Annotated in this window: 18 protein-coding genes; 2 read left to right on the top strand and 16 right to left on the bottom strand. The window is 44.2% G+C overall.

Annotation, left to right across the window (positions count from 1 at the left end):
• Positions 1-13: 13 nt before the first annotated feature.
• The 8 genes from dtd to comN form a co-directional block, all read right to left on the bottom strand.
• Entirely contained in the window at positions 14-454 is a 441-nt protein-coding gene (gene dtd / locus FB592_RS12415; RefSeq protein ID WP_004398689.1) for a D-aminoacyl-tRNA deacylase, read from the bottom strand.
• A 12-nt stretch (positions 455-466) separates the two neighbouring features.
• The gene (relA, locus tag FB592_RS12410) at positions 467-2,671 is read right to left on the bottom strand and encodes a GTP diphosphokinase (protein WP_003229747.1); all 2,205 of its coding nucleotides are present in this window, start codon (positions 2,669-2,671) and stop codon (positions 467-469) included.
• Positions 2,672-2,838: 167 nt separating this feature from the next.
• Positions 2,839-3,351 carry an adenine phosphoribosyltransferase gene (locus tag FB592_RS12405; RefSeq protein WP_003229745.1) on the bottom strand — a complete coding sequence of 171 codons (513 nt, stop codon included), beginning with the start codon at positions 3,349-3,351 and terminating at the stop codon, positions 2,839-2,841.
• A 5-nt stretch (positions 3,352-3,356) separates the two neighbouring features.
• A complete protein-coding gene (recJ, locus tag FB592_RS12400) occupies positions 3,357-5,717 on the bottom strand; it encodes a single-stranded-DNA-specific exonuclease RecJ (protein WP_015714440.1) in 2,361 nt (786 codons plus the stop codon).
• Between the two features lie 66 nt (positions 5,718-5,783).
• Positions 5,784-6,107 carry a LapA family protein gene (locus tag FB592_RS12395; protein WP_003229740.1) on the bottom strand — a complete coding sequence of 108 codons (324 nt, stop codon included), beginning with the start codon at positions 6,105-6,107 and terminating at the stop codon, positions 5,784-5,786.
• Positions 6,108-6,182: 75 nt separating this feature from the next.
• Positions 6,183-6,680, bottom strand: a complete 498-nt coding sequence (locus FB592_RS12390; protein ID WP_015714441.1) for a cation:proton antiporter regulatory subunit — start codon at positions 6,678-6,680, stop codon at positions 6,183-6,185.
• Positions 6,681-6,837: 157 nt separating this feature from the next.
• Positions 6,838-9,051: a protein translocase subunit SecDF gene (gene secDF, locus FB592_RS12385; protein WP_015714442.1), complete on the bottom strand. Its 2,214-nt coding sequence runs from the start codon at positions 9,049-9,051 to the stop codon at positions 6,838-6,840.
• 38 nt (positions 9,052-9,089) lie between these two features.
• On the bottom strand, positions 9,090-9,386 hold the full coding sequence (comN, locus tag FB592_RS12380; RefSeq protein WP_003229735.1) for a post-transcriptional regulator ComN: 297 nt from the start codon (positions 9,384-9,386) through the stop codon (positions 9,090-9,092).
• 115 nt (positions 9,387-9,501) lie between these two features.
• On the opposite strand from comN, the gene spoVB reads away from it, so the two are divergent.
• Positions 9,502-11,058: a stage V sporulation protein B gene (spoVB, locus tag FB592_RS12375; RefSeq protein ID WP_015251562.1), complete on the top strand. Its 1,557-nt coding sequence runs from the start codon at positions 9,502-9,504 to the stop codon at positions 11,056-11,058.
• A gap of 3 nt (positions 11,059-11,061) precedes the next feature.
• Here the strand turns inward: spoVB and FB592_RS12370 are convergent, their stop codons facing one another.
• Positions 11,062-11,718, bottom strand: a complete 657-nt coding sequence (locus FB592_RS12370) for a DUF421 domain-containing protein (RefSeq protein WP_015483509.1) — start codon at positions 11,716-11,718, stop codon at positions 11,062-11,064.
• 197 nt (positions 11,719-11,915) lie between these two features.
• Between FB592_RS12370 and FB592_RS12365 the strand changes: the two genes are divergently transcribed.
• Positions 11,916-12,305, top strand: coding sequence for a TIGR04086 family membrane protein (locus tag FB592_RS12365; protein WP_031315243.1), 390 nt, complete (start codon positions 11,916-11,918; stop codon positions 12,303-12,305).
• Positions 12,306-12,362: 57 nt separating this feature from the next.
• On the opposite strand, the gene yajC is transcribed toward FB592_RS12365, so the two are convergent.
• The 7 genes from yajC to bofC all read right to left on the bottom strand — a co-directional run bounded on the left by yajC (position 12,363) and on the right by bofC (position 17,360).
• Entirely contained in the window at positions 12,363-12,629 is a 267-nt protein-coding gene (gene yajC, locus FB592_RS12360; RefSeq protein WP_004398708.1) for a preprotein translocase subunit YajC, read from the bottom strand.
• A gap of 36 nt (positions 12,630-12,665) precedes the next feature.
• The gene (gene tgt / locus FB592_RS12355) at positions 12,666-13,811 is read right to left on the bottom strand and encodes a tRNA guanosine(34) transglycosylase Tgt (RefSeq protein ID WP_003229725.1); all 1,146 of its coding nucleotides are present in this window, start codon (positions 13,809-13,811) and stop codon (positions 12,666-12,668) included.
• Between the two features lie 26 nt (positions 13,812-13,837).
• Entirely contained in the window at positions 13,838-14,866 is a 1,029-nt protein-coding gene (queA, locus tag FB592_RS12350) for a tRNA preQ1(34) S-adenosylmethionine ribosyltransferase-isomerase QueA (RefSeq protein ID WP_124072893.1), read from the bottom strand.
• A gap of 29 nt (positions 14,867-14,895) precedes the next feature.
• Complete coding sequence (locus FB592_RS12345) at positions 14,896-15,096, bottom strand: DUF2905 domain-containing protein (RefSeq protein WP_003222669.1); 201 nt, start codon at positions 15,094-15,096, stop codon at positions 14,896-14,898.
• Positions 15,089-16,093, bottom strand: a complete 1,005-nt coding sequence (ruvB, locus tag FB592_RS12340; protein ID WP_141949557.1) for a Holliday junction branch migration DNA helicase RuvB — start codon at positions 16,091-16,093, stop codon at positions 15,089-15,091. Before ruvB ends, FB592_RS12345 begins: the two co-directional genes overlap by 8 nt.
• A gap of 10 nt (positions 16,094-16,103) precedes the next feature.
• Complete coding sequence (ruvA, locus tag FB592_RS12335; RefSeq protein WP_141949556.1) at positions 16,104-16,709, bottom strand: Holliday junction branch migration protein RuvA; 606 nt, start codon at positions 16,707-16,709, stop codon at positions 16,104-16,106.
• A gap of 138 nt (positions 16,710-16,847) precedes the next feature.
• Positions 16,848-17,360: a sporulation cell-cell signaling protein BofC gene (gene bofC, locus FB592_RS12330; RefSeq protein WP_141949555.1), complete on the bottom strand. Its 513-nt coding sequence runs from the start codon at positions 17,358-17,360 to the stop codon at positions 16,848-16,850.
• Positions 17,361-17,371: the final 11 nt, after the last annotated feature.

Below are 17,371 nucleotides of genomic sequence, written 5' to 3'. Positions count from 1 at the left end.
TTGGCAGCTTTTTTTATTTTGAATCCATAATGAGCGTAACCGGTCCGGAGTTTGTAAGCTGAACATCCATCATTGCTCCAAACGTTCCGGTCTCCACTTTGATTCCTTTTTCACGAAGCAGGTCATTCCATTTTTCATAAAGACCTAAAGCTTTATCAGGTTTGGCCGCGTTCATGTAGTTCGGCCGGCGCCCTTTTTTCGTATCTCCATAAAGCGTAAACTGTGAGACGGATAAAATCTCTCCTCCTATATCTACAAGAGACAGATTCATTTTTCCTTCACTGTCATCGAAAATACGGAGATTGACAACTTTATCGGCTAAATAAGCTGCATCATCTTCTGTATCATCATGAGTGATGCCGACCAGCACCATGAGGCCTTGTCCAATTTGGCCGACGACCTCTTCGTCCACTGTAACGCTTGCTTCTGTTACTCGCTGAACAACTAATCTCATTTTCTAACCCCTTTAGTTCATGACGCGGCGCACAGAGTAGATATCTCTAATCTGTTTAATACGCTCGACGACTTTGTGCAAGTGATTGATATTCTGAATAAAAATCGCCATATGAATGGTTGCCACTTTATTGCGATCCGATTTGCCAGAGACAGATGAAATATTTGTTTTCGTTTCATTCACTGCCTGCAGCACCTCGTTCAGCAATCCGCGGCGGTCATACCCAAGAATCTCTATCTCAACATTGTATTCTTTGCGCTTTTGAACCTGTGACTCATGCTCCCACTCTACCGGGATCAGCCGCTCTTGGGCTTCATTCGTTTTGACATTCGGACAGTCTTCGCGATGGACCGAAACCCCTCTGCCTTTTGTGATAAAGCCGACAATATCATCACCTGGCACAGGATTGCAGCATTTTGATAAACGGACAAGGAGGTTGTCGATGCCCTTGACACGAACGCCAGCTTCCCGTTTTCTTCCTTGCGGGTACGGCTTAGGTTCCCCAGTAACTTCCTGAACGATCTTTTCCTGTTCTTCCTGATCGCGCTGCTTTCTCTCTTTTTCTGTTAGGCGGTTCGCCACCTGCAGAGCCGTAATGCCGTTGTAACCGACCGCCGCGTACATATCCTCTTCATTTGAGAAATTAAATTTGTCAGCAACCTTTTGAATATTCTCCGGCGTTAAAACATCCTTCAATTCAAAATCCAGGTTTTTAATTTCTTTTTCGACCAACTCACGGCCTTTTTCGACATTTTCTTCACGCCGCTGTTTCTTAAAGAATTGACGGATTTTATGCTTCGCTTGGGATGTTTGGGCAAGCTTCACCCAATCCTGGCTCGGACCGTAGGAATGCTTAGAGGTGAGAATTTCAACGATATCACCTGTCCGAAGCTTATGGTCAAGCGTAACCATTTTTCCGTTTACTTTGGCACCGATTGTTTTATTGCCGATTTCAGAGTGAATCCGGTAAGAAAAATCAATCGGAACAGAACCGGACGGAAGCTCGATTACATCTCCTTTTGGCGTAAAGACATACACCATATCAGAGAACAAATCAATTTTGAGCGATTCCATAAATTCTTCTGCATCTGTCGATTCATTTTGAAATTCTAAAATTTCACGGAACCAAGAAAGCTTTTTCTCAAAGGTTGCACCTTCATTGGCTGCTTTTCCTTCTTTATAAGCCCAGTGAGCCGCAACCCCGTATTCCGCTATTTCATGCATTTCAAAGGTGCGGATCTGCACTTCAAGCGGATCGCCTTTAGGCCCAATAACCGTTGTATGAAGCGATTGATACATATTCGGCTTCGGCATTGCGATATAATCTTTGAATCTGCCGGGCATCGGTTTCCAGCATGTGTGAATGATGCCAAGCACCGCGTAGCAGTCCTTTATGCTGTTCACAAGAATACGGACAGCCAGCAAATCGTAAATTTCATTGAATTGCTTATTTTGCAGCACCATTTTTCGATAAATGCTGTAAATATGTTTCGGGCGTCCCGAGAAGTCAGCCTTGATATTTACTTCTTCGACACGTTTCTTCACTTCATTGACAACCTCATCAACATAAAGCTCACGTTCTGCACGTTTCTTCTTCATGAGGTTGACAATTCTGTAATATTGTTGAGGGTTCAAATAACGGAGCGCCGTATCTTCCAATTCCCACTTAATTTTTGAAATCCCGAGACGATGCGCCAAAGGAGCAAAAATTTCCAGCGTTTCATTGGAGATTCTCCGCTGTTTTTCCTGAGGCAGATGTTTCAGTGTCCGCATATTGTGAAGACGATCCGCCAGCTTGATCAATATGACCCTGATATCTTGAGCCATAGCGACAAACATTTTGCGATGATTTTCCGCCTGCTGTTCCTCTTGAGATTTATATTTAATTTTGCCGAGTTTCGTTACGCCGTCTACAAGCATTGCCACTTCTTCGGAAAATGCTTCTTTCAGGTCATCGAGCGTCACATCTGTATCTTCCACGACATCGTGCAAAAATCCGCCCGCGATTGTGGAAGGGTCCATTTCAAGATCGACGAGAATCCCCGCAACCTGAATCGGATGAATAATATATGGCTCGCCCGATTTGCGGTATTGCTCGCGATGAGCATCTTCAGCGTACAGATATGCTTTTTCGACAAATGCGATATGCTCATCAGATAGATAGCTGCGCGCTTTATCTATAACTTGCTCGGCAGTCAATACTTGTTCGTTCGCCATGGAATCACCTTTTTTAAAATGTAAACTGTATTGTAGTTTATTATCAAGAAAAAAACGAAAGATGTAAAGAGCAGAAGTTCAAATAGCCAAATATTATATAAAATAAATGCAAAACAATAGGAAAAAAGCACCCTGACATGGAGTGCTTTTTCGTTATGCGGTTATCCTTAGTATTTCATCAATGTTAAGATGTCGTAATCTTCGAGCTTATTTCTGCCGTCAAGGTAAGAAAGCTCGATTAAGAAAGCGATACCAGCAACAACGCCGCCAAGTTCTTCAACAAGTTTGATTGTCGCTTCAATTGTGCCGCCTGTCGCAAGCAGGTCATCTGTAATAAGCACACGCTGACCAGGCTTAATCGCATCTTTGTGGATCGTTAATACGTCTTTTCCGTATTCCAAGCCATAATCCACTTTGATTACTTCACGAGGCAACTTGCCTTCTTTGCGGACCGGCGCAAAACCTACGCCAAGCGCGTAAGCAACGGGACAGCCGATAATAAAGCCGCGCGCTTCAGGGCCAACGACCAAATCAATTTGCTTTTCTTTCGCATATTCAACAATTTGATCTGTGGCATAGCGGTATACATCGCCTTTATCCATCAGTGTCGTAATATCTTTAAATTGCACGCCCTCTTTCGGGTAATCCGGTACAATTGTTACGTATTGTTTTAAATCCATCTGTTTTATGTCCTCCTCGTACTTTCATAAGCCTCTGAATCTTGTTTCATCAGCTTATTCAGCCATTCCTTCAGCTCTTCAGCAGAAGAATAATTCAGCTTTTGATCCAGTTCCATCAGCTGCTGTTTCGCCTGATATGTTTGTGAGTCTGTTAAGTCGCGTTTCTTTGCTCCGCTCACAACAGACAGCACACCATTCTCTATTTTAACAAAACCGAGATCAAAAAACACCTTTGTCATGAAATTGATTGTTTCAACGGACCAGCCTTTATGTTTTGCAAGCTCTGAACCGTGTTTTTTCACGTCAAAAGCGCCTCTTTTCAGCAAGAACGCATAATACCATTTAAAGTGGTCTCTTGCGGGAAAAGTTGATAAAAAGTGGTCCTCATGATTGAGAAAAATAAAATATATCCGCTCAGGCGCCTTGCCTTCCAGCAAACGGGCGAGCATGTCCAGCGAAGGCGGCGGATCCAGTAATACAATATATGCACCATCGAGGTCAAACGCCTTTGCTTGATCTTTAGAACTGATGACGTGCACTTCTCGGCGAAGGTCTTCAGTTTGAAGTAATGTTGTTGAGTCTTCTTTGAAAGAGACAATGGCCCGTTTAGCAGATGGAAGGGCGGAAACTGTGTCTTCCCACGTCCGTTTTCCCCTTAAATCAAACAGCTGCCATTCAGAAACAGCGGCATCCTTTATCATAAGCTGCGGCTTTTTTCGATTGTTCCATTCGTTGATTGACATCTCACCGACAATGGAAATTCTTGAACCCGGTACGATGCCTTCTTGAAGCTCGCCTTTATTAAAACCGACGCAATCAAGCTGGGACGACTCGTTTCTGATCGTCATTTTGACATGAGTTTTATTTGCCCCTATCTTGCGGACATCTTCCAGTACTGCGTTTTCTACGAGAACGTGCGGTTTCGGGTTAAGCATGCCAAAAGGAGACAGCATGTTCATTTCTGCGATGCTTTCAACTGTAATGTCCTCGACGCTGCAGACAAGGTCGACTTCCTGTACGGGAATAAAATCCTCTTCCGTAAGCGTATTGTCCGCTATTTCGTTCAGCCTGCTTCGCAAATCCGGCACATCTTCAGCTTTCAGCGTCATCCCCGCAGCCATTGGATGGCCGCCGAAATGAGGAAGAATATCTCTGCATTCAGAAAGGCTCTCAAATAAATTAAAGCCTCTGATGCTTCGGGCCGAACCTTTAGCGATTCCCTTTTCTTCATCAATGCCAAGAACAATGGCCGGTCGGTAGAAGCGGTCCACAAGCTTTGAAGCCACAATCCCGACGACTCCCGGGTTCCATCCAGCTTTGGCCACGACAATTGCAGTTTGATCGAGCCCTTGCTGTTCAACCATTTCAATCGCTTCATCCGTCATTTTGCTGACCATTTTTTGGCGCTCTTTGTTCAGCTGGTCAATTTCTGCGGCAAGCTCTTCCGCTTCAAACGAATCCTCTGACATAAGCAAATGAACAGCGGGATCCGCCTGTTCGATTCTTCCGACGGCATTCAGCCTTGGTGCGAGCTGAAATCCGACTGTTTCTTCGTTCGCTTCTCCGATGTCTCCGCCTGACAGCTTAATCAGCTCTTTTAAGCCGAGCCGATTTGTCCGTCGAAGCCTTTCAAGTCCTAGTGTTGCAATTAATCTGTTTTCGTCATGCAGCGGGACTAGATCGGCAATGGTGCCGATAGCCGCCAGGTCAAGCAGTTCATCAGGAAGTTCACCCAATAAAGCGTGGGCAAGCTTAAACGCGACTCCAACCCCGGCAAGCTCTTTAAACGGGTAAGTGCAGCCAGGCTGCTTCGGGTGGACGATCGCATGGACATCCGGAAGCTCCGGTCCCGGTTCATGATGATCGGTAATGATGACATCCAGTCCGAGTTCCTTTGCCACCTTCGCTTCATGCACAGCGGCAATTCCTGTATCAACCGTAATGATCAAAGAGAAGCCCCGATCTTTAATCGAACGAAACGCCTGTTCATTAGGTCCATATCCTTCTTTAAAACGGTCAGGTATATAAAAATCAACTTGAGCCGACAGTTTTTGCAGCGTGTGAAGCATCACTGACGTACTTGTAACCCCATCGGCGTCATAATCGCCATATATCATAATCTTTTCTTGTTGTGAAATCGCCTGTTTTATTCGATCTGCCGCTTCTTTCATGCCTTTCATTTCAAAAGGATCATAAAAATCGGCATCCTTTGTATGTAAAAACAGCCTAGCGCTTTCTGCCGTATCAAAGCCTCTTTTTACAAGCAGGGACGCAACAAGAGGTGTTATATGCAATTGTTCTGTGAGTGATTTGACCTTATCCTGATCTGGTCGCTGGATTTCCCATCGCATTTTTGACGCTAACATAAATTCACCCCTCAACCACCCTATTATACTAGAGCAGGCTGAGGGGTTTCAAATAATATTCGAAAACTAGTCTTTTTTCTCAATCATGGCTGATGCATCCTGTGTGTCAGTCTGATCAGCAAGATGAGTATCCTCTTGTTTATGTATTGCTGTTCTATTTTCTTTCCGCAAGGTTTTTATTTCCCGCTTCAATTTCATTACCTGAAAAATGCCGACAGAAAATACGATCAGCGCTCCCATTAAAACTGAGCCCAAAATAACAAGAATGAGCGGCCATTCTGATCTTCCAAACAGGTAATCAACTTCTACGGATCGAACATTAATGACTGCGAAAATAGCGACAATTAAGGTGAAAATAAGTGCGAAAATAATGGTCCATTGTTTATTCATTCTCTTTTCCCCCAAACTTCTTATTGAGGTAACTTTCCCCATCAAGACTGGTTTTAAACATGGCTTAACACTAGGTTAAGCTCCCTTTGCTGTTAATTTTTCCCAGATCAGCCTCTTCAGTCCGGTTCCCTCACCGGAAATCACAAGTGTATCGCCTTCGTCAATGACTGTTTCAGAGCTCGGATTCAGTTGTTTATCCTGATTCTTTTTTACAATTGCAATGACCGTTACATGATATTCCTGACCCACATTCAAATCACCAATCGTCTGATGAATGGCAGGCGCTCCCGCCTCTGCTTTACACCACTCTATAATCAAATCATCAAGGGCTGACTCGACCTGTTCTAACGCTTTCGGTTTATATGCCATTCCGCCAAGAATTGCAGACATTTGCCTTGCTTCAGCGTCATCAAACTGCACGGAGGCAACACATTCCTCATGGTCGTTTTCGTCAAAATAGTAAAGCTCTCTTCGTCCGTCATGATGAATGATAATTGAAATTTTATCACGGTTTCTAGTAATCATTTCAACTTTTTGTCCTATGCCCGGCAGCTCTGATTCGCGAACCCTCATATATAAACCCTCCTACATATCTGAAAACCAGTCATAAACACTTTTAATACCATATATATGTTTAAATGTAAGCGTATTTCATTATAGCAAATGTCTATTTTAAGTTCAATGAAACTTCAAAAAACAGGCTGCCCTGCAGAGGACAGCCTGATATTTTTTATTGCGCCGAATCTTTTTTCAGTTCTCTTCCTTTCCATGCAAGCCAAATTTGTGCGGCAATGTATAGAGAAGAATAAACGCCTGTTAACAGCCCGACCAATAAAGCAATTGAGAAGTTAGTAATAGAAGATGCTCCAAAGATCAGCAATGTCACAACAACAATCACAACAGTTAATACAGTGTTAATTGAACGTGTAAAGGTTTGCTGCAGGCTCAGGTTTACAATATGGTTCAGATCGGCAAATGTTTTCGGCTTGCGCTTTTTCATATGCTCGCGGACCCTGTCAAATGTAACGATTGTATCGTTAATGGAATACCCGATTATCGTCAAGATGGCCGCGATGAACGTAACATCTACCTCAAGCCTTGTAATACTGAAGAACGTGACGATAAAGAATGCGTCATATAGCAATGAGGCGATGGCAGCAATCGCCATTTTGTATTCGAATCGGATTGAAACGTAAATAATGATGCCAATAGAAGCTATAGCAACTGCGTACAGCGCATTTCTTGCCAGCTCCTTACCGACTGTCGGTGAAACTGTGCTGACATTTGGCTCTGATCCGTATTTGTCTTTAAAATACGTTTTTACTTTTGCTATGGTTTCTTTATCTGGCACCCCGACAAAACGGGCAACACCGATATTGCTCTTTTCGCCTGACAGAACTACAGTATCAGGGTCCATACCCAGAGATTCAAAATCCTTCTCAACTTGCTCTGTTGTCAGCTTATGGTCGCTTTGCACTTCAATCCGTGCACCGCTAGCAAAGTCAATGCCAAGATTCAGCCTGAACACAAGCAGGATAATAATCCCGGCAACCGTGACTGCACTGGAGAAAATAAAGAAGTATTTGCGTTTGCTCGTGAAATCCCATTTTTGGAATGGCGTATGCGGCTCTGTATTTTCATCCGTATCCTGAATATCCATGATATGTTTCTTATTGACACCAAACCAGCCTTTTTTCCGATCAAGCCATCTGCTTTCCACAAGGAGAGCGAGGAGAAATCTCGATAAGAAAACGGCAGTGATAAAGCTTGTCAAAATCGATAGGATCAGCATTGTCGCAAACCCTTTAACAGAGCTTGTCCCAAAGATAAAGAGCACAACCGCTGCAATAATGGTTGTAATATTCGCATCAAAAATCGTCGCAAATGACCGTCTGTTTCCTGAACGGAAGGCAGAGCGGACTGACTTTCCTAGCTTGAGCTCTTCTTTAATCCGCTCATAGGTAATAATGTTGGCGTCAACAGCCATCCCGACACCTAAAATGAGAGCGGCAATTCCCGGAAGCGTGAGTACGGCATTCATCCAGTCAAAGATCTGGAGTGTAATGTAGATATAAACAGATAGCGTAATCACCGCGATTAATCCCGGCAGACGGTAATAGAAAAGCATAAATAAGAAAATAATTGCGATACCGACAATACCGGCAAACACCGTATCATGGAGAGCCTGCTGGCCGAATTGTGCGCCTACTGATGTTGAATATTTTTCAGTCAGTTTCACAGGAAGTGCGCCTGCGTTTAAAATGCTGGCTAAATCTTTTGCTTCTTGAACCGTAAATTGCCCTTCAATTGTAACGTCAGTTGTGTTTAATTCCTGACTTACATTTGGGGCGGATACATATTTAGGGTGCTCTTTTTGAACCTCTTTTTTAAAGGAATCCCCTTTTTCATAATCCATCCAAATAACAAGCTGGTTGTTCGGCGCCATTTTCATGACCTTTTTGGTCACTTCGCCGAATTTATCAGCATCTTTTAGTTTAATGCTGACAATCGGTTCATTTGTTTTGGCGTCATACGTTTGTTTAGCTCCGTTTTCGACGAGGTCAGAGCCATTCAGCAATTCTTTGTCATTCGTATCTCTGAAAGAAAGCTGCGCTTCAGTCGCCAAAATTTCACGCGCTCTGTTTTGGTTTGTCACACCAGCGAGCTGAACGCGAATCCGGTTATTCCCTTCAATTTGGATGTTCGGTTCGCTGACACCGAGAACATTGGCCCGGCGGTTCAATGCCTCTACTGTGCTGACCAGAACGTCTTTTGTGATTTTGTCACCTTTTTTTACAGGCTGTACATCATACAGCACCTCAAATCCGCCTTGCAAATCCAATCCTAACGTAATATTGTTAGCGGCAGGCTTCGTAAAGTAGCCCAAGCCCGTGCCGATCAATAGAACGAAAAGGAAAAACGCAATCAAGCGTCCTTTTTTCATTATGTATATCCTCCCTTAAACCTGTGCGAATCAACCTGCTATCTCAGCAGTTCTTCCAATGCTTCCTGGCCCTCTTCACTGCCCAGCCAATTAGACGTTTTAAATGACTCAACGGTTGCATAGTTCATAAATTCGCCAATTTTCACTGATAAAATATCACTCGCCAGTTCATAAATGTTCAGTTCCGTTTTCTTTTTCCACTTCTTATCTGTTAAGTATGACCACAAACTTTCGAGTTCAACATCATCATACCCGAGAATCTTAAACTCTTCCAGTTTGCTGTAAAGAAACGGCCTGACGTGGTCTTTATATAGATCGGCTGGATGCTTCTCCACGAATTCCACGCTCCTTTTTTATTGTTTTTCAAGAAGACTTGTCATGCTTGGACGATATATACGCATATCTTTATTGTATATGATTCCAGGTAGTTTGAGAAGGCAGGGGGTAAAAATGGCGAAACAGACGTTTTTAAAGGGCACTCTTATCCTTATCGCAGCAGGAATGGTTACAAGAATGCTCGGGTTTGTCAACCGGGTGGTTATCGCCCGTTTTATCGGTGAAGAAGGAGTCGGGCTTTACATGATGGCGGCGCCTACCTTCTTCTTGGCCACTACATTAACTCAATTCGGTCTGCCGGTCGCGATCAGCAAGCTAGTCGCTGAAGCCAGTGCGCGCGGAGATCATCAAAAAACGAAAAATATTTTAGTCATGTCTCTGACCATCACGGGAGTGCTCAGCCTCATCTTTACACCGCTGTTTCTGTTTTTCGCCCCGGTTATGGCTGAAACGATGCTGACAGATAAGCGAACACTGTATCCGCTCCTGGCCATTACGCCGGTAGTGCCGATTATTGCTATATCGAGTGTGCTGAGGGGATACTTTCAAGGAAAACAGAATATGAACCCGCTTGCTATGTCACAAGTCCTTGAACAGGTCGTCCGCATTTCACTCGTGGCTGTCTGCACAACGATTTTTCTCCCTTACGGAATTGAATATGCTGCAGCGGGGGCAATGCTATCCTCAGTGGCAGGGGAGCTGGCATCACTTCTTTATTTATTCGTTTGCTTTAAGTATAAAAAGACAATTAAAATCAGAAAGCATTTTTTCCAGTCAATTAAAAACGGAAAACAAACCTTTACCCAATTAATGAGCGTGTCCCTTCCAACAACCGGGAGCCGCTTTATCGGAAACCTCTCTTGGTTTTTCGAGCCAATCGTCGTCGCTCAAAGCCTTGCCATCGCCGGTGTGGCAACAGTTGCCGCAACAAAGCAATACGGGGAACTGACCGGCTTTGCCATGACGCTGCTGACTCTGCCCAGCTTTATTACATATTCTTTGTCGACCGCGCTTGTTCCTGCGATCAGTGAAGGAATGGAGCAGAAAAAATTGCAGGTGGTGGAATACCGCTTGGAACAGGCGATGCGTCTCTGTCTGCTCAGCGGAGGCATTTCAGTTGTTATTTTATTTGTATTTGCAGATGAGCTGATGAGAGTGATGTACGGTTCCTCAGGCGCAGCTGTATTTATAAAAGTAATGGCCCCATTTTTTCTGCTTTATTATTTCCAAGGCCCGCTTCAAGCTGTGCTGCAGGCGCTTAATTTGGCTGGAGCTGCGATGATGAACAGCTTAATCGGAGCGCTTGTCAAAACAGGCCTTATTTTTGTCCTTGCCACAAGGCCTTCTCTTGGCATTATGGGCGCGGCATTAGCCATTGTGACAGGCATGGTGCTCGTCACGCTATTGCACGCAGCAACCGTAAGCAAAGTGCTGCCGATCAGCATCAAAATCAAGGAGTATGCGCTCAGCTTCGCTGTTATTGTAATTTGCGGATTTATCAGCTCCGCCATCAAACAATATATAAGCTTTGGAGCATCTGAGGCTGTCAATCTAGCCGGATGGATTGCGGTGAGCGCCGCCATTTATATAATCCTCCTGCTCGTTTTCCGTTTAATTAAAAAAGATGAGCTTCGCCGCATTCCCATTATCGGACGTCTAATCGTCCGATAACGGTTACGGGCGGTGCCCATCTTTTTCATCAATAAATAATTCTCCGTCTGTAAACGAGCAAAAAGAAATATCTGAAGGGTTTGTGTATCCGTGTTTTTGCAAACTTTCGAGCAGCCATTTTTTATCTTTACTGATTCTGGACAGGTTTTCTGTTTGAATGAAGCCGTCTATAATGAGCGGCATTTCGAGCTGTCGATGCTCTCCGCTGTTTTCTTTCTTTACAATAGTCAGTTTGCCCGACGGCTCTAAAATAGCAAATGATACGTCAGCTACTCTGTCGATGCTATTTTCTCTGAGCTGAACCATTAAATCATCAAAATTATAACGCTGTGATTTCATGGCGTCTTCGTCAATTTTTCCATATTTGATAATTATGGTCGGCTTACCGTCAAGAAGCTGGCGGACTTTTCGGTTTTTTAAAGAAAAGTATGCCAAAGTCACTTGAATGATCATTAATACAAGCATTGGCAAAATGGTATGAAATAGATGATCGTCTACGTTTTCTATGGCTAAAACGGCAATTTCAGCCATCATGATAAAGACAACGAGATCTAATATACTAAGCTCTCCGATCTCCCGCTTGCCCATGAGACGAAAAATGATCAATATCACAAAATACAATACGACTGTGCGAAACGCAATAGTGAGAAGCTCTTCCATCATGCACCTCCAACTCATTATAGGTTGCAACAAAATGATCAATTTATGTAAGAAAAACCGATTGCATTTCACAAAGCTTTTACGTCTAATTCATGGGATAAGGGAATACATTTTTACAAAGACGAGCCATCAGCATGTCTGACGGCTTTGTGCCAAAAGAACAGAAGCCTTTTAATACAGGCAGAAAGGAGACAATCATGGAGGAGACGAAACAAGTTGGAAAAGGCATTCTTTACGGCTTAATCGCCATATTTGCAGCCATGCTCCTGACAAGTTTGGCGGTTTCACTTTTATTGACCGCAACCTCGCTGGAAGAATCATCATTTAACTGGCTGATCACAGCTATCTCATTTCTCTCTTTATTTATCGGCGGGTTCATTTCAGGCGGGAAAGGCAAGGAAAGAGGCTGGATGATTGGAGCATTGACTGCCTTAAGTTTTTCTCTGATTATCTTATTGTTTCAGTATTTAGGATTCGGAAAGACATTTACAGCAGAACAGCTGATCTTCCATCTGGGATTTTTAGGGGTGTGCATGCTGGGCGGGATTTTCGGCGTGAACATGAGGGGAAACAGGTCTTCCACATAAAAAAAGAGCGGGCTCACTTGCCCGCTCTTTTTTGTTTGCTATGTATAGCTCCTGCTGTTATTCAGCAGCAGAAACTTCTCTGATCGCGCGGCGGTCGAACGTAAGACGTGTGTTATCACCAGTCTTAATTACGACTTTGCTTTCGTCGATAGAGTCAACAGTACCGTGCAATCCCCCGATTGTCACTACTGAATCGCCTTTTTTCAGTTCCTCTTGCATTTGGCGTACAGCCTTTTGCTGCTTTTGCTGAGGACGAATCAGCAAGAAGTAAAGGACCGCAAACATTAAAATAATAGGAACCAATGTACCTAAAGTGCCAGTCATCATTTTCACCCCTTTCTGTAAGCCTGTTATGTTTATTTAGAAGCTTTTCGCATTTGGCTTGTTATAGCCGTAACGCTCAAAGAACTCTTCTCTGAAATCACCCAGACGATCCTCGCGAATAGCCTGTCTTACCTGCTCCATTAAGTGTAACAGAAAATGAAGGTTATGGTAAGTTGTTAATCGAAGGCCGAATGTTTCATTGCAGCGAATCAAGTGCCTAATGTACGCGCGAGTGTAGTTTTTACATGTATAGCAATCACACTCTTCATCAATCGGACGGAAGTCTCTTTCAAATTTCGCATTTTTCATATTGAGTCGTCCTTCAGCAGTAAACACTGTGCCGTTTCTTGCAATCCGTGTAGGCAGCACACAGTCAAACATATCGACCCCGCGGATCGCTCCGTCGATCAGTGCATCCGGAGAACCTACTCCCATCAGATATCTCGGTTTATCCTTCGGCAAGAGCGGTGTTGTAAATTCGAGTACACGGTTCATGACATCCTTCGGTTCACCTACAGACAATCCGCCTATAGCATATCCCGGAAAATCAAGGGAAATCAAGTCCTTCGCACTTTGTGTCCGCAGATCTTCATATTCTCCGCCTTGTACAATACCAAACAGCCCTTGTTCATCCTGACGATTGTGGGCATTCAGGCAGCGTTCCGCCCAACGGCTTGTCCGTTCAACTGACCTCTTCATGTAGTCGTACTCCGCCGGGTATGGCGGGCATTCATCAAACGCCATCATAATATCAGAGCCGAGTGCGTTTTGGATCTCCATCGCTTTTTCCGGAGATAAAAACAGCTTGTCTCCATTTAGATGATTGCGGAAATGGACACCCTCTTCCTCTATATTACGAAACTTGCTTAAAGAAAAGACCTGAAAACCGCCTGAATCTGTTAAAATTGCGCGGTCCCAGTTCATAAATTTATGGAGCCCGCCCGCTTCTTTGACAATGTCTTGGCCCGGACGAAGCCATAGATGATAAGTGTTGCTCAAAATGATGCCTGCATCCATTGCTTTCAGCTCTTCAGGCGACATTGTTTTGACTGTCGCCAGTGTGCCGACCGGCATAAAAACCGGCGTTTCGAAGGAGCCGTGAGGCGTATGCACTTTGCCCAGCCGCGCTCCTGTTTGTTTGCATTCTTTTATAAATTCATAGCGTATTGGTTGTTCAGCCACTTTTGATGAGGCCTCCTGTTCTCAAATTATATAATCAGCATCGCGTCTCCGAAGCTGAAGAAACGGTATTCCTCTTCGACTGCATGGTTATAGGCACGCAGAATGTTTTCTCTTCCAGCAAGCGCGCTGACCAGCATAATCAATGACGATTTCGGCAAATGGAAGTTTGTAATCATTCCGTCAATGGCTTTAAATTCATAGCCCGGATAAATAAAAATAGATGTCCAGCCGCTTGATGCTTTAAATTGCCCGTCATGTTCCCCGGCAATCGTCTCAAGCGTGCGTGTCGAGGTCGTGCCGACAGAAATGATCCGACCGCCATTTTCTCTTACTTTGTTTAAGGCTGCAGCCGTTTCTTCTGACATTTGATAAAACTCTGCATGCATATTATGCTCTTCCACTTCATCGGCACTCACAGGGCGAAACGTTCCAAGGCCTACGTGCAGTGTGATGAACTCAATTTGCACGCCTTTGTCTTTCAGCTGCTGTAAGATTTCTTCCGTGAAATGAAGGCCAGCTGTAGGCGCAGCAGCAGAGCCGATTTCTTTTGAATATACTGTCTGGTAGCGCTCTTTGTCATCAAGCTGTTCTTTGATATATGGAGGGAGCGGCATCTCTCCAAGGGATTCAAGCACCTCGTAGAAAATACCGTCATATTGAAATTCCATCTTTCTGCCGCCGTGCTCAAGCTCTTCCGTGCAGATTGCCTTCAATCTTCCGTCTCCAAATGTGACAACAGTTCCTTTTTTCACCCGTTTCGCCGGTTTGGCAAGTGTTTCCCATTTATCACCGGTTTCCTGTTTCAACAAAAGAAGTTCCACTTTCGCGCCGGTATCCTCTTTTGTGCCGAATAACCGCGCAGGCAGTACCCGGGTATTGTTCAGGACTAGACAATCGCCTTCGTTAAAGAAGCTGATAATGTGTTTAAACGAGCTGTCAGTAAGCTGCCCTGTATGTTTATCGAGCACCATCAGCCTTGAAGCATCACGCTGCTCCAACGGTACTTGTGCAATTAAACGTTCTGGTAGTTCAAAATCAAATAAATCGACTTTCATGATGATTTCACCTTTATTCTAGTCTTTTGTTATTTCATTCTGCCAAAAAGATTAAGCAAAATTGATAATACCACACTTATAATAATACAAGTGACAACCGGGAAGAAAAACGTGACATTTCCTTTTTTTACAAAAATATCTCCCGGCATCTTGCCGACAAAATGCAAAACTGCTCCGATAATAAGCAAAACAGCACCAAGAATCATAATGATCTTAGGAAATTCAGTCATATCGGGGAGCCTCCATTTGGAAATGATGATAAACGGCCGGTGTCACGATCCTTCCACGCGGCGTTCTTTGTATAAATCCAATTTGCAGCAGATATGGTTCATATACGTCTTCAATCGTATGCGGTTCCTCGCCGATGGTAGCTGAAATCGTATCAAGGCCTACTGGGCCGCCGTTGAATTTTTCGATCATGCCCATCAGCAGCTTATGATCAATATGATCCAAACCGAGGCGGTCAACCTGAAGCCGCTCCAGCGCATTCTGAGAAATGTCTTCCGTAATCCTGCTGTCACCCAGCACTTGGGCGAAATCGCGCACCCTTCTCAGCAGGCGGTTCGCCACGCGGGGCGTCCCTCTCGATCTTCTTGCAATTTCAAGCGCCGACGGTTTATCAATCTCAACCTCGAATACATCAGCGGTTCTTGTGACAATATCCGTCAGTTCTTCTTGTGTATAGTACTCAAGGCGAGACATGACGCCGAATCTGTCTCTTAAAGGAGCCGTCAAAAGCCCCACCCTCGTCGTGGCTCCTACCAGCGTAAAAGGCGGAAGGTCGAGCCGAACCGAGCGGGCAGATGGGCCTTTGCCAATCACAATGTCCAGGCAAAAGTCTTCCATTGCAGGATAAAGCACCTCTTCGATCGATCTGTGCAGCCTATGTATTTCATCAATAAATAATACATCTCCCGGTTCCAGCGCCGTTAATATAGCAGCCAAATCACCAGGCCTTTCAATCGCAGGCCCTGATGTCGTCCGCAATTCCACTCCCATTTCATTAGCAACAATCGAAGCAAGCGTTGTTTTTCCGAGTCCGGGCGGCCCGTACAGAAGAACATGATCCAGCGTCTCCTGTCTCATTTTCGCCGCATCTATAAACACGCGCAAATTTTCTTTTACCTTATGCTGCCCGATATACTGTGCCAGATTTTGCGGCCTCAGGCTTTGCTCTATCACTGATTCATGGTTGTCTGCTTCACTTGAGACGAGCCGTTCATCCATGAACATCACCTTACTTTAATAGTTTTTGTAATGCTTTTTTCACATATTGGTCTGTTGTCAGCCCAATTTCTTCTTTAAGGTGAGGAAGCACATTTTTGATTTCTTTTTCAGCATATCCGAGAACCCTGAGGGCTTCAAGTGCTTCTTCAAGAGCCGTTTCCGCTGTTTGCTTTTCAAGCCTTTCTTCATGATTAAACAGATTTTCAATCATTTCAGGCACAACATCTGCCAGCTTTCCTTTTAAATCTAGAATTATCTGGCGTGCGGTTTTCTTTCCTACTCCAGGAAACTTGACCAAAAAAGCTTCATCTTCATTTTCAATTGCTTGGATGACCGCTCCGGGATCACCCGAGCCCAAGATGGCAAGTGCTCCTTTCGGGCCAATTCCGGTCACGTTTAACAGCTTTGTAAAGAGCGCCTTCTCCTCTCTTGTTGAAAAACCGTAAAGCGAAAAAGCATCCTCTCTGATATGATGGTATGTAAAAATCGTTTCCTGGCTTCTCTCCTTATATATAAACGGATTCGGCGTGAAAATCTGATAGCCGATGCCGCCGTTCTCTATGACAATATATTGGGGAGATACATAATCAATCGTCCCTTTAACAAATTCAATCACGCAAATTCACCTCTTTGACTGTTCTTCATTGTACCATAAAAACAGCCAAAGTCTTATAGAAAAGTTAACATATGTTCGCTTCTCTCTCATTCTTTCACGAAAAAAAAGACATGAATACATGTCTTCAATCAGCGGACGTTACCCGCTGTATGTCTTCATATGTTCGATGACATCCTCAAACTCCGCTTTTGTCCGAAATGGAATGCCTTTCAGCAGATTTTTTTGCATATGGCTTTCCAGCCTTTCTAAATCAATTTGAAAAAAAGACTGAATTGGTTCGGAAGCTGGCTCAGGCCGCCCATGAAAAGTGGAAATCACTCCATTATCCGATACACCGATATACCCGTTGACCTTGCTGAGCGGAGATATATCGTCCATTTGCTTCCGGAAGAGCACATATCCCTTTTTTTGTTCCACAAGCGTCCATCCGGCATAAGCTGCCCAAAAATCATCCATAGAAAACACTTTTTCATGCCTATGCTCAATGCTGACATCGCCGTCCAAATACACCTTTTCAAGCTGCACATGCACCTGCAGCGAATCATAGTGCTCCACTTCCGCGCCAAGTGCGCGGGAAGGAGCTCCTATTAAAAATACTGCCGCTGAGCAAAGAATGCCCAGCAAAAGATACGCCGTGCTGAATCGTTTCACCCTCTACACCT

The sequence above is a fragment of the Bacillus sp. SJZ110 genome, assembly GCF_006715455.1.
GTDB classification, from domain to species: Bacteria; Bacillota; Bacilli; order Bacillales; family Bacillaceae; genus Bacillus; species Bacillus subtilis.
Note: the sequence above shows the minus strand (reverse complement) of the source record. Positions and strands in the feature narration are given on the sequence as shown.

What these genes read in the sequence shown, in the direction of transcription:
- dtd (WP_004398689.1), bottom strand. Translation starts at nt 454, where the DNA reads ATGAGATTAGTTGTTCAGCGAGTAACAGAAGCAAGCGTTACAGTGGAC.
- relA (WP_003229747.1), bottom strand. Translation starts at nt 2,671, where the DNA reads ATGGCGAACGAACAAGTATTGACTGCCGAGCAAGTTATAGATAAAGCG.
- FB592_RS12405 (WP_003229745.1), bottom strand. Translation starts at nt 3,351, where the DNA reads ATGGATTTAAAACAATACGTAACAATTGTACCGGATTACCCGAAAGAG.
- recJ (WP_015714440.1), bottom strand. Translation starts at nt 5,717, where the DNA reads ATGTTAGCGTCAAAAATGCGATGGGAAATCCAGCGACCAGATCAGGAT.
- FB592_RS12395 (WP_003229740.1), bottom strand. Translation starts at nt 6,107, where the DNA reads ATGAATAAACAATGGACCATTATTTTCGCACTTATTTTCACCTTAATT.
- FB592_RS12390 (WP_015714441.1), bottom strand. Translation starts at nt 6,680, where the DNA reads ATGAGGGTTCGCGAATCAGAGCTGCCGGGCATAGGACAAAAAGTTGAA.
- secDF (WP_015714442.1), bottom strand. Translation starts at nt 9,051, where the DNA reads ATGAAAAAAGGACGCTTGATTGCGTTTTTCCTTTTCGTTCTATTGATC.
- spoVB (WP_015251562.1), top strand. Translation starts at nt 9,502, where the DNA reads ATGGCGAAACAGACGTTTTTAAAGGGCACTCTTATCCTTATCGCAGCA.
- FB592_RS12370 (WP_015483509.1), bottom strand. Translation starts at nt 11,718, where the DNA reads ATGGAAGAGCTTCTCACTATTGCGTTTCGCACAGTCGTATTGTATTTT.
- FB592_RS12365 (WP_031315243.1), top strand. Translation starts at nt 11,916, where the DNA reads ATGGAGGAGACGAAACAAGTTGGAAAAGGCATTCTTTACGGCTTAATC.
- yajC (WP_004398708.1), bottom strand. Translation starts at nt 12,629, where the DNA reads ATGACTGGCACTTTAGGTACATTGGTTCCTATTATTTTAATGTTTGCG.
- queA (WP_124072893.1), bottom strand. Translation starts at nt 14,866, where the DNA reads ATGAAAGTCGATTTATTTGATTTTGAACTACCAGAACGTTTAATTGCA.
- FB592_RS12345 (WP_003222669.1), bottom strand. Translation starts at nt 15,096, where the DNA reads ATGACTGAATTTCCTAAGATCATTATGATTCTTGGTGCTGTTTTGCTT.
- ruvB (WP_141949557.1), bottom strand. Translation starts at nt 16,093, where the DNA reads ATGGATGAACGGCTCGTCTCAAGTGAAGCAGACAACCATGAATCAGTG.